The organism is Glaciecola petra (assembly GCF_031846345.1).
Lineage (GTDB): Bacteria > Pseudomonadota > Gammaproteobacteria > Enterobacterales > Alteromonadaceae > Glaciecola > Glaciecola petra.
Map to the genome: position 1 here is coordinate 401,251 of NZ_JAVRHX010000002.1, position 15,395 is coordinate 416,645.

Consider the following 15,395-nt stretch of genomic DNA (forward strand, 5'->3'; position numbering starts at 1 on the left):
TTTATATGTTATTTGTTAGTATTAGGTTGAATTGAAATGCTCAAGCCGACCATATTCTATATGCAATAAAACCAGTTATCACAATAATACCTATTGCGCCTGTTTGCCATTTATACTTGCGCACTATTTTTTCCGTTTTGTTTCCAAAAAAATAAACTAACACGGCTAAACCAAAATACCGTATTATGCGGCTTGTGACCACGGCAAGCATGTAAAGTGCCAATGAATATTGTGAAATACCGGCAGCTAACATGGCTACTTGAAGTGGTATGGGTGTTACGCCGGTGCTAAATATAAACCAAAACCCGTCGCGTTGCATAGCTGCACTAAAGCTTTCTATTTGTGCTTCGCTAACCCAATAGGTCACTATAAGATCACGCAAAACGTCAAACAGAAAATAGCCAATGGCATAACCTACCAGCGCTCCGACCATGCACCCAATCGTAGTGACTGCGGCAATTAACCATAGCTTTTCTCTTCTTGCTTGCATCAGCGGAACAAGCAGTGTTTCAAGAGGAATGGGTACAATGGTAGATTCTAGAAAAGATGCTAAGCCAATACCGCTTAACATCTTTTTAGAGTGTATGAGTTTTTTTATGTGTTTTTTAATCGACATCAATTAATAAAACACGTTTATCAAAGCACTGTTATTGACATACTTATTATCAATAAAGCCATGACAGACACTACTCTCTATTGACAGCTAGGTAATTTGTCTTGATCAAAACACACTAGGGATTTGTGATGTTTTACGACTTTGCCATCTTTCATAATAAACTGTATATTTTCTAGTAATGTAATGTCTTGCAGCGGGTCGCCAGAAACAGCCACTAAGTCGGCTATTTTGCCTTCTTCAATAGTACCGAATTCGTCGTCAATTTTTAGTAGTTTGGCTGTGTTTAGGGTAGCAGAGCGAATAGCGTCCATTTCAGACATACCGGCTTCGACCATTAGTGCAAATTCTTTGGCATTATCTCCATGAGGCGATACGCCAGAATCAGTACCAAAGGCAATCGTTACCCCGTTTGCATGGGCTCTACTGAAGGTGTCTTGAATTAAAGGACCAATTTCGGCGGCTTTAGGGCGAACAATGTCAGGAAAATAGCCGTCAATTTTTGCTTTTTCTGCGACAAAGTCACCTGCGAGAATAGTGGGTACATAGACCACTTCATTTTTGCGCATAAGCTTGAACAAATCATCGTCCATATAGGTACCGTGTTCTATTGAATCGACACCTGCCATTATGGCTCTGCGCATGCCTTCTTTGCCATGGGCATGGACTGCAACCGTCATTTCATAGTCTTTGGCGGTTTGAACAATGGCTTCTAATTCGTCGGCCATAAATTGTGGGTTTTGCCCATTTTTAGCGACTGATAAGACACCACCTGTTGCAGTAATTTTAATTAAGTCGGCACCGTCTTTATAACGCTGACGAACCGCTTCGCGTGCTTCTGCAATACCATTAATAACACCGTCTATAGGCTCTGGTACTCGCATTAATTTACTGTTCAAGGAATTGGTAGGGTCGGCATGGCCGCCGGTAGTCGCGATAGACTTGCCTGCACTGTATATTCGTGGCCCGGGTACTTTGCCTGCATCTATAGCTTTGCGTAAAGCAATAGTTTCGTTTGAGGTATCGCCTAAGTTACGCACAGTAGTAAAGCCCGCCATAAGGGTGCGTTCGGCATACACAACCGCATTAATAGCATAATCGGACTCGTTGTTGGTAAAGCGTTTCATATAACCAGCAGGACCTTCTTGCTGATACGACAAATGCGTATGCATATCCATCAGACCCGGCATGATGGTATAGCCTGTCAAATCAATAAAAGTGTCGGTATCTGCACCAGTTGCTTTACCATCAACAATATCCACAATTTTATTGCCATCGACAATAATAGTTTTGTTTTTATGCACTTTGGTGTTGGCACTGCTGATAAGTTTACTCACATAAATATGAGTAGCGGCTTGAGCCGACGCAAGCAAACAGGCAGATATAAGTAGGGTAGAAGTTAACAAGGGGCTTGCAAAAGCACGGTATTTAGTCATGTATAGAACCAAAATTTTATTTTTATACACCATAAGACAATCTGTCTTTTAAATCAAAGGTTTGGACGGATATTTATTAATTGTGAAACTAATTTAACAATAGGAGGTATCTCTCTACTCAATAGTTAACCCATAGGGTATCGCATCTTCTCTCACAACAAGGCAGCACGGGTTTTGACCGCTCCAATAAGAAGTTATATTGTTTTGGTAATAGATAATAAAGGTCGAAACGCTGCTGTTAACGTGAAGATTGGAATAAATAACCTGTAAAAAACACAAGCGACTCGATTTCTCACTGTCAGGAAATTTTACATCAACTCATTCGCTTGTTAATTAAATTCAATAAAAACAATAAGTTAAATCGAGGTGTAAATCTTGCATGTAGTAAGTTTCTAAAAAAATCCCATGGAAATTATATGAAAAAGTTCTCCACAATAATGAGTGTCACTTTTGTTTGTATGCTCTTTTTTAGCGCTATGTCCGACGCACGTTTAATTGTTCGAGGTGGGGCCACTGTCGATATCGGTAGCGGTGAGACAAAACCCATGTCTTTGGTACCACTTGACCGTCCTCAATTTTTTGACGGAACAATGGTAGAAATACCTGATGGTATGATAGAAGATGAAAATATTGTTGATTCTCTAGGTTTAGGACCAAATAACCAGAAGTATGCGCCGATTCCCTATGAAAACAGAGCGAGTGAAGACGTTCCAGTCGCGGACCGATGTGACCCAAGCGTTTGTGAGTTTTCTTTTGATATAAACGACCCGTTTCAGTTACAAGGATTTGGCACGGCATTTGGGGTGGACAAAGGGGTTATTACATCTTACGAATGGTCAGTTTTTGAATTATCCGGCAGCAACGGTTCTACCGGCAATAAAATTGCTAGCTTTGATGCGACAAGCGTTTTAGAACAAGCAAACGGTATTTTCGATGTGTTTTTAGATGTCGCGTTTCCTGTTTCATTAACACCAGGTGCTTACCAACTAGCATTATCAACTACTTTTTTGGCGCCCTCAGGACAAGAGTTTGCAGTGGCAAGTCAGTCATTGGGAGTCGAAATTAATGGTGTTATTTATGATGTAGCAGATTGGGCTGTATTGGGTCAGCAATTTGAATTTGAGACTCAGCGTTATAATCTTACAATAACGCAAAATGCGGTAAATGCGCCGTCAATATTGATATTGAGTTCTATTATGATGGTACTTGTATGCGCTAGACGCCGCACTTAAATTTATTTAAGACTATAAGTAAAATGTAAGAAGCGGCCATTTCAGATTATCTATTGTTGGCCGCTTTTTTGTTAGTCATCAAAACGTTGTATCAATTTACGTTTTTCTTCTACTAAGTCTTGTTCAATACTTTCAAAAATAGCCAGCACTTGTGGGTCATTAGCAATTGGCTGAAAGAGCGGATCAAAAGCAGTCCAGTGTTCACGCCAACCTTGGTCATAAGCACTTTTTAATTTCATTTTTGCGAGTGTGTAATCACCATCTAAGATGGCTAGTCTAGCGCCTAAGTAATCTAAGGACTCATTAACTTGACCGGCTGCGATCGAATTTTCTAATAAGTTTCTACATCCACTTATATACCTAGCGGCCTTTTCGTCATCATCATTGAGAATGTGAGCAAATGCGATCTCCATGGCTGGCGGGCATAATGGTGGTAAAAACAATTCTTGCTCAGGAAATAATGATTCAGCTTGTAACAAGTATGCTTTTCCTTTTTGGGAGTCACCATACAAATATTGATACCAAGCAGCCTCATATAAATACCAAGGGTCATTAGGATTCGCCTCGACTTTAAACGCCATAATTTTATGAACTTCATCAAACTTTTGTTCAGCGATTAAGACATTAACGTCCCATTCCTTTGATTGAATAAAACGTTTAGCTAATTCCGGTGCCCGCAACTGAAATAAAACGCTAATTAGATTTATTCGGTATGATTCACTTTTAGGCGACTTTTCTAAAGCTTGCTTGTATTGAATTGCTGTTTCGGCTAATTCTCCTTCTGAAAAAGCTAGTTCAGCAAAGCCACGATGAGACAATGGGGAGTTGGGGTGCAAATCTAAAATATCTGTATATATGCTTCTTGCTTTTTCAATATTATCAAAATCATATTGTGATTTAGCGTAATTATAAGATACCAGCAAATAAGCAGGATCAAGTTCATAGGCTTTTGTTAAGGTATCATAGGCGTCGTCAAAGCGTTGTATTGCCTTTAAAGAAAGATATTTCCAGATAAATGCAGTTGCATAGTTAGGATTTAATTCTAATGCCTTATCGAAATAGGTAATAGCTTGATTGTGGTCTAATTCGTAAGCTAAAGCTCTGCCCATTACAGCATGTGCTTGGGGAAGTTCAGGATAGCGAGCCAATACCGGCTCTACACTTTGCTTAGCCAAACGAGTCGCGACTTCAGCATCGATTACTCCAAAACTACTATGGCCCTCGGCTAGCAGCAAAAACGTTTGCGCCAAGCCTACTTTTGCACTGGCATATTCCGAATCCAAGGCAATTGACTGTTCAAATAATTTACGTGCTTCTGTAATACTTTCAGTATTGCGTAAGCGCATTTTTTCGCGCGCCTTTAAATACAAAACCAATGCCAAAGAGCTTTCTGTTCGGCTAGTAACAGCAATATCTTTCTTTTCAAACACTTTATCTTGGATGATGTTAACTACGCTGCGGCTAATTTCTTCTTCAATCGCAAAAATATCTATTAACTGACGAGTAAAAGAGTTAGTCCATATCACTTTGCCATTGAGCCCATCTAATAATTCCACGCGCACTTTTAGACGATCACCATTAACACGGACGGTTCCGGCTACCACTGTGGCAACGTTCAATTTTTTAGCGACTTCGACCGGGTTACCATATTTTTCAAAGTAAGCGCTTGATGAAAAACTAGAAGCGACGACCAGGCCGGCAAAACTTGATAGTTTATTGGTGATTTCTTCTTGTATGCCAAAGGCAATATGTATTTGGTTACCTTCGGCACTGGCATCTTTAAAGGGCAATACAGCGATAGATTGAGCAAATTCGCGATCAGTATCAAAATTAGCTTCGGTAGAAACGTTGTTGATAGCTATTTGGTAACCATAAAACCCTAAAATACTTGAGAATACCAACATAACGGTAAATCCTAGCCAGTATTTGGGGCCAATTTTAGCGGGTTCGGTTTGGTCTTTGGCGGGGGTTAATTTTATTCCATCAAGGCTTATATCAAAATGCCAAGAGACAAAAAATATAACGGGGAAAAACGCTAGGAATAATACAGTTGCTAGCGTCAGTATCCAACTGGGTAAACCAATAGCTTGAGGTATAATGCTGAGCACTTGCACCAATACCCAACCGGCAACCGCATACGACGTGATTACAGTAAACACGTTGCGGCGGCTCATTTCCTTGAAGAATCCCATCACGATCGAAAACCAGTTTGCGCTAGTTGAATAGAATATGTGTAAATAACATACGCGTTTTTTGTTGAACGTACAACTTCAACGTGTCGTTAAAGGCTTATAAGTCAATCTATTAGAAGCGGCCAACAATAAATGAATAGTCACCGCTGTCCAGCGATAAAATAGTTTCATTGTCACATTCTTCGACATTGGCGGCATCTACCCAGCGATACAACACGTTTTGATGCACTCGAGCCCACAAATTGCGACGTATACAACAATAAGGTAGTAAGTTGCCGTCATATTCTCTAAGCTCAACAGGATGCTGCTCACTCAGGCTGACGCAATCACCCGTTTGCGTGGATACTTGCACCAAGCCGTTTACGACATTGGCATCAATAATAACAAAAGGCACATCTTCAACTTGAATGCCTATTTTCTCGACGGGGGTGACTAAAAAATAGTGCTTACCTTCTTTTTTTATCACGCTAGATAAAAGCTTAACTAATTTGGCGCGAGTAAATGGTGTACCTTCGTGCCACCATTCACCGCTGCGTTTTATGATTAAATTCATATTGCCGCAAAAAGCAGGATTCCATTTGTCGACAGGCGGGAGACCTTGGGTGTTGGCCTCGCTTGATTCACTGATTTGTTTTTGCAGCGCGTTAATATCCAAGTGGCTAGGTCCAGATTCTTAGTTACGCTCTTGAAACGCTTCTTTTAACTCGATTAGCACATCTTTGATGCGCCGCATGTTATACGGACCAGTCCGAATAAGCTGTTTTTGTGGGCCAGACAAAGCTTCTAAGCGTTCTTCTTTAAACTTGTACATAACGCTTTCGCTATACACTTCAATGGGCACCGGCACTTGTGGGGTATCGAGCAATTCATCAATAGCGGCGATCAAACTATCGTTAAAGTTAGTCCCCGGCCGACTTATTTCAGCGAACTTTTCTTCAATGGTCTTTTGGTAAGTCTCGAAAACGTCTAAAAGCTCGTCTATTTCCATTGACTCCAAAGCTTCGACATAAGGGGTATAGCGTTGGAAGCTTTTAGCATCAATCCAGGTACGGTCGGCCTGACGGTAAGTATTGAATTCACCCTGTGGTGGCACAACCAAGGCATCTTTGCTCGACATTTTAGCATCGGCCAAATTATTAACGTTAATGACAAACTTCTCTATTAGTCCTTCGTTGACCAATAGTTTTGCAAAGGTCGGAGAGGAAACTGCTATCGACATTAACGAACCTTTAATAGTGCCATCGCTAGTATCCAAAGGTTCTTCGACCGGAATTTCTTGTACGTCGAGTTCAGTTACTGGAGAGTCATCACCAATTGTGACTTCACTGGGGGTTTGGATAGGCTGAAAAACGTCGGTTTGTACATTATTGTTAAGTGCATTATTTTGTTCATTACCCAACACTGGCTTAGCGGATTCAGTATCAATGCTATTTGACTCAATAGGGCTAACCGGAACAATTATAGGTTCATCAGCTTTATCTGATGCAGGCCAGAAAAACACAAGCAACACAATAACAAACAACACTCCTGCAATAATCAGGTAGGGTTTCATTTGTTGAAGTTGACTGGTCTCTTGTGTCATATGTTGCTCCATTGCTCTGCTAATGTCTTATTTTAACTCTTTATACATAGTATTGACCGACAAATTTTCAATAAATTCGGATTATTTTAATTTTGAACTCAAAAACACTCTCAGCGTAAGAAACACTATCCTTGAACTATTAAACTCATGCCATATGCAAAAATATAAAATGTCGGATATAACAAAACAAGCAATCGTCATAGACAAACTTGAAGTACAGTCTTTTGAAATGAACGTTTACTTGGTTAAGCTACACACTGGCGATAAAAGCGGTTTTGTATACGACAAAAACGATCGGCCAATGCGCTTTTATAGCTCTCAACAAATTAGAGATTTATTTGACTTATGTACCGTTAAAAAAGCCGTCATGGTGCATGATTCTCCTTACGACGAGATGATTGGTAATCCGAATAAACCTGAGCCGTCAATGGAAATGCCTTTTTCTATGCAACAGCCCTATTAAGCATGTTCGTTTAACAATTCTTTCAGTTTGATATCAACGTCGAGTTTATTGGCAAGTAGCACAATACCCGCTACTTTTCTGTTGACCAATGCAACATCAAAATCGGGTGCGGCAATAGCATTTTCTTTATTCATTAGGGATTTGGTTTGTGCCTGTAAGCGGCTAATGATTTGTGCTTGTTTAAAGTTATAGCTTTCGCACTGGACACTTTCTGAGGCAGTTAAGCAGGCCTTAATAACAGTGCTTTTCATTTCTTCGCTATTGTTCTCGTTAAGTAAACCAAGCTTTAACAGTGAGCTCAGAATTTGAGCTTCGTCTTGCTTTTGCATTGCAAAGGCGACATTTTTATAGTCGTCACTAACACTATCGCGAATTGTTCTGCATGCACCAAAATCCAGCAGCACAACTTGTCTTGTATCAGGATTAAATAGGAAATTGGCAAAATTAGGATCGCTTTGTACAAACTTAAAGTGAAACATTTCCTCAAACAACAACTCGAATAAATGCGTCATTACCGTGTTTTTTGTATTTTTAGTTTCGTATGCGAGTTCTGCCATTGGGCGAGCATCAATAAATTCCATGCAAAGTATTTCGGTGGTACTTAAAGGAGAATAAGGTGTTGGCACGATGAACCTGGGGTCATCAGCCAGCAGCGCTTTAAACGTGCTTAAAAACTCGAGTTCACTCAAATAATCGGCTTCTTGTTTTAATTGCTGTTTGGCTTGCTGCAAAATACTGTCTATATCAATTCCTTTTGGAATGAGCCGAGTTAGCTTGAGCAAGCCCGCTACATTCTCTAAATCACTGTCGATCGAATTAGCTACGCCGGGGTATTGGACTTTAATTGCCAGCTCTTCACCTGTTTTGAGTCGGGCTTTGTGCACTTGTCCAATAGAAGCTGCTGCAATGGGTTCAAAATCAAAATAGTCGAAGTGTTCTTGCCAATTTGCCGTCCAATTGCTTTGCAGCATATCGAGCAGCTGTTGTTTAGGCATGCAGTGAGCTTTTTCGCGCAACATTGCCAAAATAGGTTCCCATTCGGCAGGCAATATTTCGCCAGCATCCATCGACAGCATTTGGCCTAATTTCATGGCTGCCCCGCGCATTTGTGACAAATGCTTAGTAACAGATTTTGCGTTATCGAGATGAAGTAATGTATTTTTTACTGTGGGTTTTTGTGCTTTAACGGCTGCACCAACGGTATTTTTGATTATATTGCCGGTAAGAGAACCCGCTAAACTGCCCAGCTTAGCCACACGTGAAAATCGGCTACTGGGCACTGCTTTTTCGTGATAGCGTGGTTTTTCATCGTCGGGTTCGCTCATAATTGCCTTTTTATTTTCTGCTACTTTAACAAGCACTCAGTTTTTGACTTGGCCGTGTACTATTTATATTTTGATGCATTAATGACAGCTTTGATTGCGTATGTCCAGCCGCTGTAGCTGTAGTATTGTGCAATTTACACTCCAAACATCAACAGACACTACTATCTTATGCAATAAAAATTGCCAAATACATTTAAAAAATGCATGGATTTAGTTTTGTCATGTAAGTAAACACGGTATTCTAAAGCTAGTGAATATTAACTCAATTTAAAGACCCTAAAATATGAAGATGGCAGAATGGCAGCGCGCTGTGATCAAAGTAGGAAGTGCTTTAGTTGCACCTTCCGGTGAAGGATGCAGCTCAAAGTACCTAAGTGCTATTGCCAACTTTATTTTGCAATGCAATGCTCAAGGTAAAGAGATAATTTTAGTGTCTTCAGGTAGTATTGCTGCGGCAAGAACCAGCATAAAGTCAGGTCACCATCCAAGTATTGCTGAAAAACAAGCCATGGCGGCCTTAGGGCAAATGCAAATGATGTCGGCATGGAGCGATTTGTTTTCGCCTAACTTGGCTTGTGCCCAATTATTGCTAAGTGCCGAAGATTTAGCTGATCGTAAGCGCTTTGTTAATATAAAAAATACCTTAGAACAATTGCTGCTGAACCACGCACTACCCATAGTTAATGAAAACGACACAGTGGCGGTTGACGAAATTAAGGTCGGGGATAATGATAATTTGGCCGCTCATACCGCTATTGCGGCACAGGCAGATTGTTTAATTATTTGTACTGACGTAAACGGTTTATATACAGCAAACCCGCGTACCAAACCCAATGCCACCTTAATAAAACAGGTCGATAAAATTGATACAAAAGTCATGCGGCTAGCCGGCGGTGCTGGCAGTAGCGTGGGTACCGGTGGCATGGTGACAAAATTAGAAGCAGCAAAAAAGTGCACACAAGCCGGTATTCAAACTATTTTATTAAATGGAACCGATGGGAAAGCATTTAGTAGTTTGGCTGCAGGCAATAATCCAGGGACTTTGTTTGCGCCTAATTTACAAAAAAGTAAAGCACGTCAAGATTGGTTGCGGCACACCAGTAAAGTCAAGGGTAAACTGTGGGTAGACAGCGGCGCCAATACTGCATTGTTAAAAACGGGTGCCTCATTATTAGCAGCAGGCATAGTGGCGATTGAGGGTAGTTTTAATGCTGGCGACAACATTGAAATTCATTGTCAACATGCAGTGCAAGAGGGCAGCCAGTCAACACTCGTAGGTAAGGGTTTAGTTGCTTATTCGAGTAGTGAACTCAAGCGTATTATGGGGTGCAATAGCCAAGACATTGAACAAATTTTAGGTTATAACGCAGGAGAGGCTGCGGTGCATCGCGATAACTTGGTACTGCATCAATCAATGCACGACTAACAAAGCTCGTTTAACTTGATAAACGATGCATTGCATAAACATTTAAGAAAATAGGAATAACAGTAAGCATGTCTCAAGATTTTAATATTGTTGATGCCGCCAAAGCTGCAAAAGCAGCCACGTCGAGTATTGCGAATTTAAGCCAGCAAGCACGTAAAAATTTGTTATGCAAAATTGCTAACTTACTGATTCAAGAAAAAGACAAACTCTTAAGCGCTAACGCAATTGATCTTGAAAACGCACAAAAGAATGCGCTGAGTGCGTCAATGCTTGACCGTTTAGCGATGACTGACGACAGTATTGAGCAAATGGCGAATGGTGTTTTAGAAGTTGCCTCGCAAGAAGAAGTCTTGGGTAATATTAATCAATTAAAGAAACTCCCAACAGGCATTCAAGTCGGAAAAATGCGAATTCCTTTGGGCGTGGTTGCCATGATTTACGAGTCGCGCCCAAACGTGACAATAGACGCGGCAGTGTTGTGCTTAAAAGCGGGTAATGCAGTGGTATTGCGCGGTGGAAAAGAAGCCCAAGCGTCAAACATGGCACTTGCTAAAGTGATTCACGATGCATTAAACAGTTTAGATTTACCGACAAGTATTGTCACCGTTATCCCCGACCCTGATAGAAAAGTGATGCAAAGGCTTTTGCAACTTAGTCAATACATTGATTTATTAATACCTCGAGGCGGTGAAGGGCTCATACAGTACGTAACAGAAAATAGTCGTATTCCAGTCATTCAGCATTTTAAAGGTGTTTGTCATTTGTATGTTGATAAAGACGCCGATTTGGATATTGCCATAAACTTACTAGAAAACGGAAAAACCCAGCGCACAGGGGTATGCAATGCGCTAGAAACTTTATTGGTGCATAAAGATGTAGTGGCAGCATTTTTACCAAAGGTAAACGCCTTGTTTACGCAAAAACAGGTTAAAGCGCATGCTTGTGAAGTAACGAAAGGGTATATTGACGGGGCTGAATTGGCCACCGAAGACGATTGGCATGCCGAATATTTAGCCTTAGAAATTGCCGTGAAAAAAGTGGATGACTACGATGCAGCAGTTGCTCATATTCAAGCTTATGGAAGTGGACATACCGAAGTTATCGTAACCGAAAAACTGGCCACATCGCAGCAATTTATAAAACAAATCAATTCGTCGGTAGTAATGGTAAATGCATCTTCGCGTTTTTCTGATGGTGGCCAATTGGGTTTGGGCGCTGAAATTGGTATTTCGACGAGTAAACTGCATGCTTATGGTCCAATGGGAGCGGCCTCGTTAACCACAGAAAAATTTGTTGTATTAGGCAATGGTCAAATTCGAAAATGACTCGGCAATAAGATATTTATAGTGCTGCTTTTGTTTATCAAAAAGGCTATTAGCTTGTATTAACGCTATTTATTGTGCAGACTGGCAAGCCGCGAATATACGGTTTCGCTATGCACATACCACGGGAATTAAAATGCCAGAAATACAACGTTTACTCGACAATAACAAAGAGTGGGCTGAACGCACAGCAGATGAAAACCCTGAGTTTTTTAGCGTATTAGCAAAGCAACAAACACCCATGTATTTATGGATCGGTTGCAGCGACTCCCGTGTGCCAGCCAACCAAATCGTCGATTTATTGCCGGGTGAGGTATTTGTGCACCGAAACGTAGCTAATATGGTGATACACACCGATTTTAACTGTATGTCGGTGTTGCAATATGCTTTAGATGTGCTCAAAGTTAAGCATATTATAGTTTGCGGCCACTACGGCTGTGGTGGTGTGGAAGCTGCTTTAAACGGCGCTACATTTGGCCTTATAGACAATTGGCTGCTACATATCAAAGACATTGCAAAAACAAAAAAAGAAGAATTAAGACAATTGTCACATCAAGAACAGGTTAACCGTTTGTGCGAATTAAATGTGCTAGAACAGGCCCAAAATGTGCGCGAAACGAGTGTCTTCAAAGACGCTATAAAACGAGGACAAGACGTTAAACTCCACAGCTTTATTTATAGCCTTTCAAACGGCAGAATTAAAGTGCTAGAAAGAGATTAACTGTGATTTGCATAGTTTGAAGTTAGAAGCAAAGTACTAAACGCTCTTAATCTGCATGGCAAATGGCCGCCATAGATCTTGTCATCTTTCTAATAAGAAAAGCCTAATCAATTGTCATCATCCTGTAATAAATAAGTGTTTTTCTACACCTAATGTGATTAGAGTATGATGAAATGATTGATAAATCGCAGCGTGTTGCAGCTCCTTATGTTAGGAAAACCCCTCGACTTTCCTATGTAGAACCTAATGATAGTTGGTTGCGTCAAAAGCTAATTGGCGCAATTGAAGTAATGCTGGGTCGAAGAAAAATTGAAGCGATCTATAATGATTTAAAAGAGCCTCCTTTCGAGGCGTCTGACTTTTTCCATAATGCGCTACAATCTGCAAATATACAGACAAACGTGACTAACGAGTCACTTAAGGCGATTCCTAAAAAGGGCCCATTATTATTTATAGCAAATCATCCTTTTGGCATAATAGATGGATTGATTTTGTGCGATTTGGCGTTAAAAACACGAGGCAATTTTCAAATACTTTTGCACTCACTGTTATGTCAAGATGAAGACTTGCTACCGCATTTCTTGCCGGTGGATTTTAATCAAAGCAAACAAGCGGCAAAAGTTAATATACTCACAAAACGAAGTGCAAGTAAGGCGCTAGAACAAGACATTCCAATACTAATTTTTCCGTCAGGGATGGTGTCAACTGCAAATCGTTTCGGATTTGGAGAAGTAAAAGATGCCCCTTGGAGCACGTTTGCCGCTAAATTAATTCGTGAATCAAAAGCAACGGTTGTGCCTGTCTTTTTCCATGGACGTAATAGCAGAAAGTTTCACTTGGCTTCACATATCGCAGAGCCTTTGCGTATGGCGTTAATGGTCAATGAAGCGCTGAATAAATTTAATTCGGTGATCGATTTAACCGTAGGCACTCCTATACCATGGAGTGATATTAGCGATATACAAGATAGAAAAGCCTTAACCGATTATATGTATGAACAAGTTCAAAAAACGGGATTGAATGCAGTGCGCTGAGCTTCAATTTGGTTTTTACAGTGCTCTGGAATTATAGATTAAAAGACAGATATCACTGTAAATTGTCGAATGCATAAAACAGCGGATAAAAAACATCAAAACCGTCGAGTTTTTTTACAATAATGTTAAAAATTATTAAAAAATTCTCCATCTCATTGAAAATTAAAGAATAAAAATATGGCATGTTAAATGCAGTACTGCACATGAAAGAATAATACGCAGTGGTAAAGCTTTTTTGTTTTGCCTTTATTTGAATCTACTTTTGATGGATATGTCATGAAATCACTTTACGTAAAAACGCTAATAACTGGAATACTATTAACTGCATGTAGCATTGTTAACGCCACACTTATTTTGGATGCTGGTGCCTCTTCTACCTCACAAAACTTTTCTGGAGGTAATTACTCTGCCGGAACAGAATTTACTCTTTCTACAGGGTTGTCAATTGATGGGCTTGCTTATATAGATGTGGGTAACGATGGTTTGTTAGAAAATCATGAAGTTGGATTGTGGAATAGCAATGGCGATTTGCTTGCTCAAGCAACTGTTAATAACGGAAGTACTATTTTCGCTAGTCAGTCTAGTCTCGGTCGTTGGTACGTTACGCAAATCAATGAGTTGTTTTTGTCCGCTGGAATATATCGTGTTGCGGGCATAGTCGGTAACGAAGATGTTCAAGCATTGTCGGGTGATAAAGTCAGCATCTCAGGAGTTAGTTTGAGCAGTGGATACGTAAGAACGTCTTTTCCATCAGGCGGCTTTAATTTCCCTGGTTTAAGTTTTTCTTCACAAGCAATCCGAGCAAGTTTAACTACTGGGGCTTTTTCAAACTCAATTGATGTGCCTACACCATCAATCTTAGCATTAATCACCCTTGCAGGATTTGGTTTGTTTTCTCGTCGGTTCAAAAAGTAACTATACGAGAAACAACATTGGGTTAAAAAAAGCACCACTTATGTGGTGCTTTTTTGTATAAGCGGAACCGTTTTTGCTTATGAAAGGGCATCTGGGTCAAAGTTAATCTGACGAGTTGCGCATGGCTGCCTTGAGCATATTGATTAATTCTTCTTCAGAGAAACTATATTCGCCCCATGTATTTAGCTGCACAAGTTGCTGAATTTTTGTGTTTATCGTCATAGCTTGTTCTTCAGCGTTAGGCACTACCATGTATCGGCGCATTGGGTTTTCGTCAAATAAAGCATGCATATAGGCTGCTGAAACGGGCTCTGGTATTTTATAAGAAAGTTCTCTTTTTTCGGTGGCTTTATATTGCGCAAGCATTTCTGGCGTAATTTCACCACCGGCAGCTTTTACGCGCTCGTGCATACGTTTAACAGCGCTACGTCTAATATGTGACTGAAAATTACCCGGCTCAATCACGCTCACCGATACTTCTAATGGCGCCATTTCAGCAGCGAGCGAGTCAGTGAAAGCTTCAATCCAGTGCTTGCTGCCGCTATAAGCACTTCCCCCTGCCCATGCCAGCGTGCCTGCAATTGAACCGGTTGTGGCAATGCGACCTTTTGACTCCGCAATCATGGGTATAAAGGCTTTGGTCACACGGTACACGCCTTCAACGTTGATTTGATACACAATACTTTGCACATCTACTGGCGTATCGGCAATAACACCTCCGCCACCAATACCAGCGTTGTTAACTAATGCATATAAACCTGTACCATTATTGCTAATTAGCTCAACTGCCGCGTCAACTTCACTTTGAATGGTAACGTCTAGTCGAATCGAAGTGATGTTTTCGATAGCATTTAGCTCGGCTAAATCACTGTCTTTTCTTGCACCGGCGTAAACATGGTAACCGGCATTTGCAAGAGTTTCAGCCAAATGACGCCCAATACCAGTGCTTGCACCGGTGATTAAAATTGATTTTTGATTACTGCTTTCGCCGTGATGATCTATAGAGTTATTTGTATGTGCAAGCGCATTTTTGCCAGTGAGCAAAATTAGCATCATGCTTGCGGTCAATAGAAGTTGGTATAAGCGTTTCATAGGTAGACATCCTTTTTTATGGCCAATAACACAGGTTAGCGC

General features: G+C 40.6%; 14 protein-coding genes. 7 read left to right on the plus strand and 7 right to left on the minus strand.

The features are described 5' to 3' along the window. Positions 1–40: 40 nt before the first annotated feature. Both RM552_RS09615 and RM552_RS09620 read right to left on the minus strand, forming a co-directional pair. Positions 41–616, minus strand: coding sequence for a YqaA family protein (locus RM552_RS09615; protein WP_311368616.1), 576 nt, complete (start codon positions 614–616; stop codon positions 41–43). 77 nt (positions 617–693) lie between these two features. Continuing rightward, the gene (locus RM552_RS09620) at positions 694–2,049 is read right to left on the minus strand and encodes a metal-dependent hydrolase family protein (RefSeq protein ID WP_311368617.1); all 1,356 of its coding nucleotides are present in this window, start codon (positions 2,047–2,049) and stop codon (positions 694–696) included. A gap of 416 nt (positions 2,050–2,465) precedes the next feature. Here RM552_RS09620 and RM552_RS09625 point away from each other — a divergent pair, with 416 nt between their 5' ends. Beyond that, positions 2,466–3,281, plus strand: a complete 816-nt coding sequence (locus RM552_RS09625) for a hypothetical protein (protein ID WP_311368618.1) — start codon at positions 2,466–2,468, stop codon at positions 3,279–3,281. Between the two features lie 71 nt (positions 3,282–3,352). Here the strand turns inward: RM552_RS09625 and RM552_RS09630 are convergent, their stop codons facing one another. The 3 genes from RM552_RS09630 to RM552_RS09640 form a co-directional block, all read right to left on the minus strand. After that, a complete protein-coding gene (locus RM552_RS09630) occupies positions 3,353–5,455 on the minus strand; it encodes a tetratricopeptide repeat protein (protein WP_311368619.1) in 2,103 nt (700 codons plus the stop codon). 130 nt (positions 5,456–5,585) lie between these two features. Next, positions 5,586–6,128: a DUF1285 domain-containing protein gene (locus RM552_RS09635; RefSeq protein ID WP_311368620.1), complete on the minus strand. Its 543-nt coding sequence runs from the start codon at positions 6,126–6,128 to the stop codon at positions 5,586–5,588. Between the two features lie 18 nt (positions 6,129–6,146). Further along, positions 6,147–7,055 carry a DUF3014 domain-containing protein gene (locus RM552_RS09640; RefSeq protein ID WP_311368621.1) on the minus strand — a complete coding sequence of 303 codons (909 nt, stop codon included), beginning with the start codon at positions 7,053–7,055 and terminating at the stop codon, positions 6,147–6,149. Between the two features lie 154 nt (positions 7,056–7,209). Between RM552_RS09640 and RM552_RS09645 the strand changes: the two genes are divergently transcribed. Beyond that, entirely contained in the window at positions 7,210–7,518 is a 309-nt protein-coding gene (locus RM552_RS09645) for a DUF6482 family protein (protein WP_311368622.1), read from the plus strand. Here RM552_RS09645 and RM552_RS09650 read toward each other — a convergent pair. Beyond that, a complete protein-coding gene (locus RM552_RS09650; protein WP_311368623.1) occupies positions 7,515–8,843 on the minus strand; it encodes an ABC1 kinase family protein in 1,329 nt (442 codons plus the stop codon). The two genes, RM552_RS09645 and RM552_RS09650, sit on opposite strands and share 4 nt — an antisense overlap. Before the next feature lie 283 nt (positions 8,844–9,126). Here RM552_RS09650 and proB point away from each other — a divergent pair, with 283 nt between their 5' ends. From proB to RM552_RS09675, 5 genes are all read left to right on the plus strand, one after another. Beyond that, complete coding sequence (gene proB / locus RM552_RS09655; RefSeq protein WP_311368624.1) at positions 9,127–10,269, plus strand: glutamate 5-kinase; 1,143 nt, start codon at positions 9,127–9,129, stop codon at positions 10,267–10,269. A gap of 68 nt (positions 10,270–10,337) precedes the next feature. Continuing rightward, the gene (locus RM552_RS09660; protein ID WP_311368625.1) at positions 10,338–11,594 is read left to right on the plus strand and encodes a glutamate-5-semialdehyde dehydrogenase; all 1,257 of its coding nucleotides are present in this window, start codon (positions 10,338–10,340) and stop codon (positions 11,592–11,594) included. 133 nt (positions 11,595–11,727) lie between these two features. Continuing rightward, entirely contained in the window at positions 11,728–12,312 is a 585-nt protein-coding gene (can, locus tag RM552_RS09665; RefSeq protein ID WP_311368626.1) for a carbonate dehydratase, read from the plus strand. Between the two features lie 173 nt (positions 12,313–12,485). Continuing rightward, the gene (locus RM552_RS09670) at positions 12,486–13,346 is read left to right on the plus strand and encodes a lysophospholipid acyltransferase family protein (RefSeq protein ID WP_311368627.1); all 861 of its coding nucleotides are present in this window, start codon (positions 12,486–12,488) and stop codon (positions 13,344–13,346) included. 276 nt (positions 13,347–13,622) lie between these two features. Further along, on the plus strand, positions 13,623–14,261 hold the full coding sequence (locus tag RM552_RS09675; protein WP_311368628.1) for a hypothetical protein: 639 nt from the start codon (positions 13,623–13,625) through the stop codon (positions 14,259–14,261). A 102-nt stretch (positions 14,262–14,363) separates the two neighbouring features. Here RM552_RS09675 and RM552_RS09680 read toward each other — a convergent pair whose 3' ends face one another. Then, the gene (locus RM552_RS09680; RefSeq protein WP_311368629.1) at positions 14,364–15,353 is read right to left on the minus strand and encodes an SDR family NAD(P)-dependent oxidoreductase; all 990 of its coding nucleotides are present in this window, start codon (positions 15,351–15,353) and stop codon (positions 14,364–14,366) included. Between the last annotated feature and the right edge of the window lie 42 nt (positions 15,354–15,395).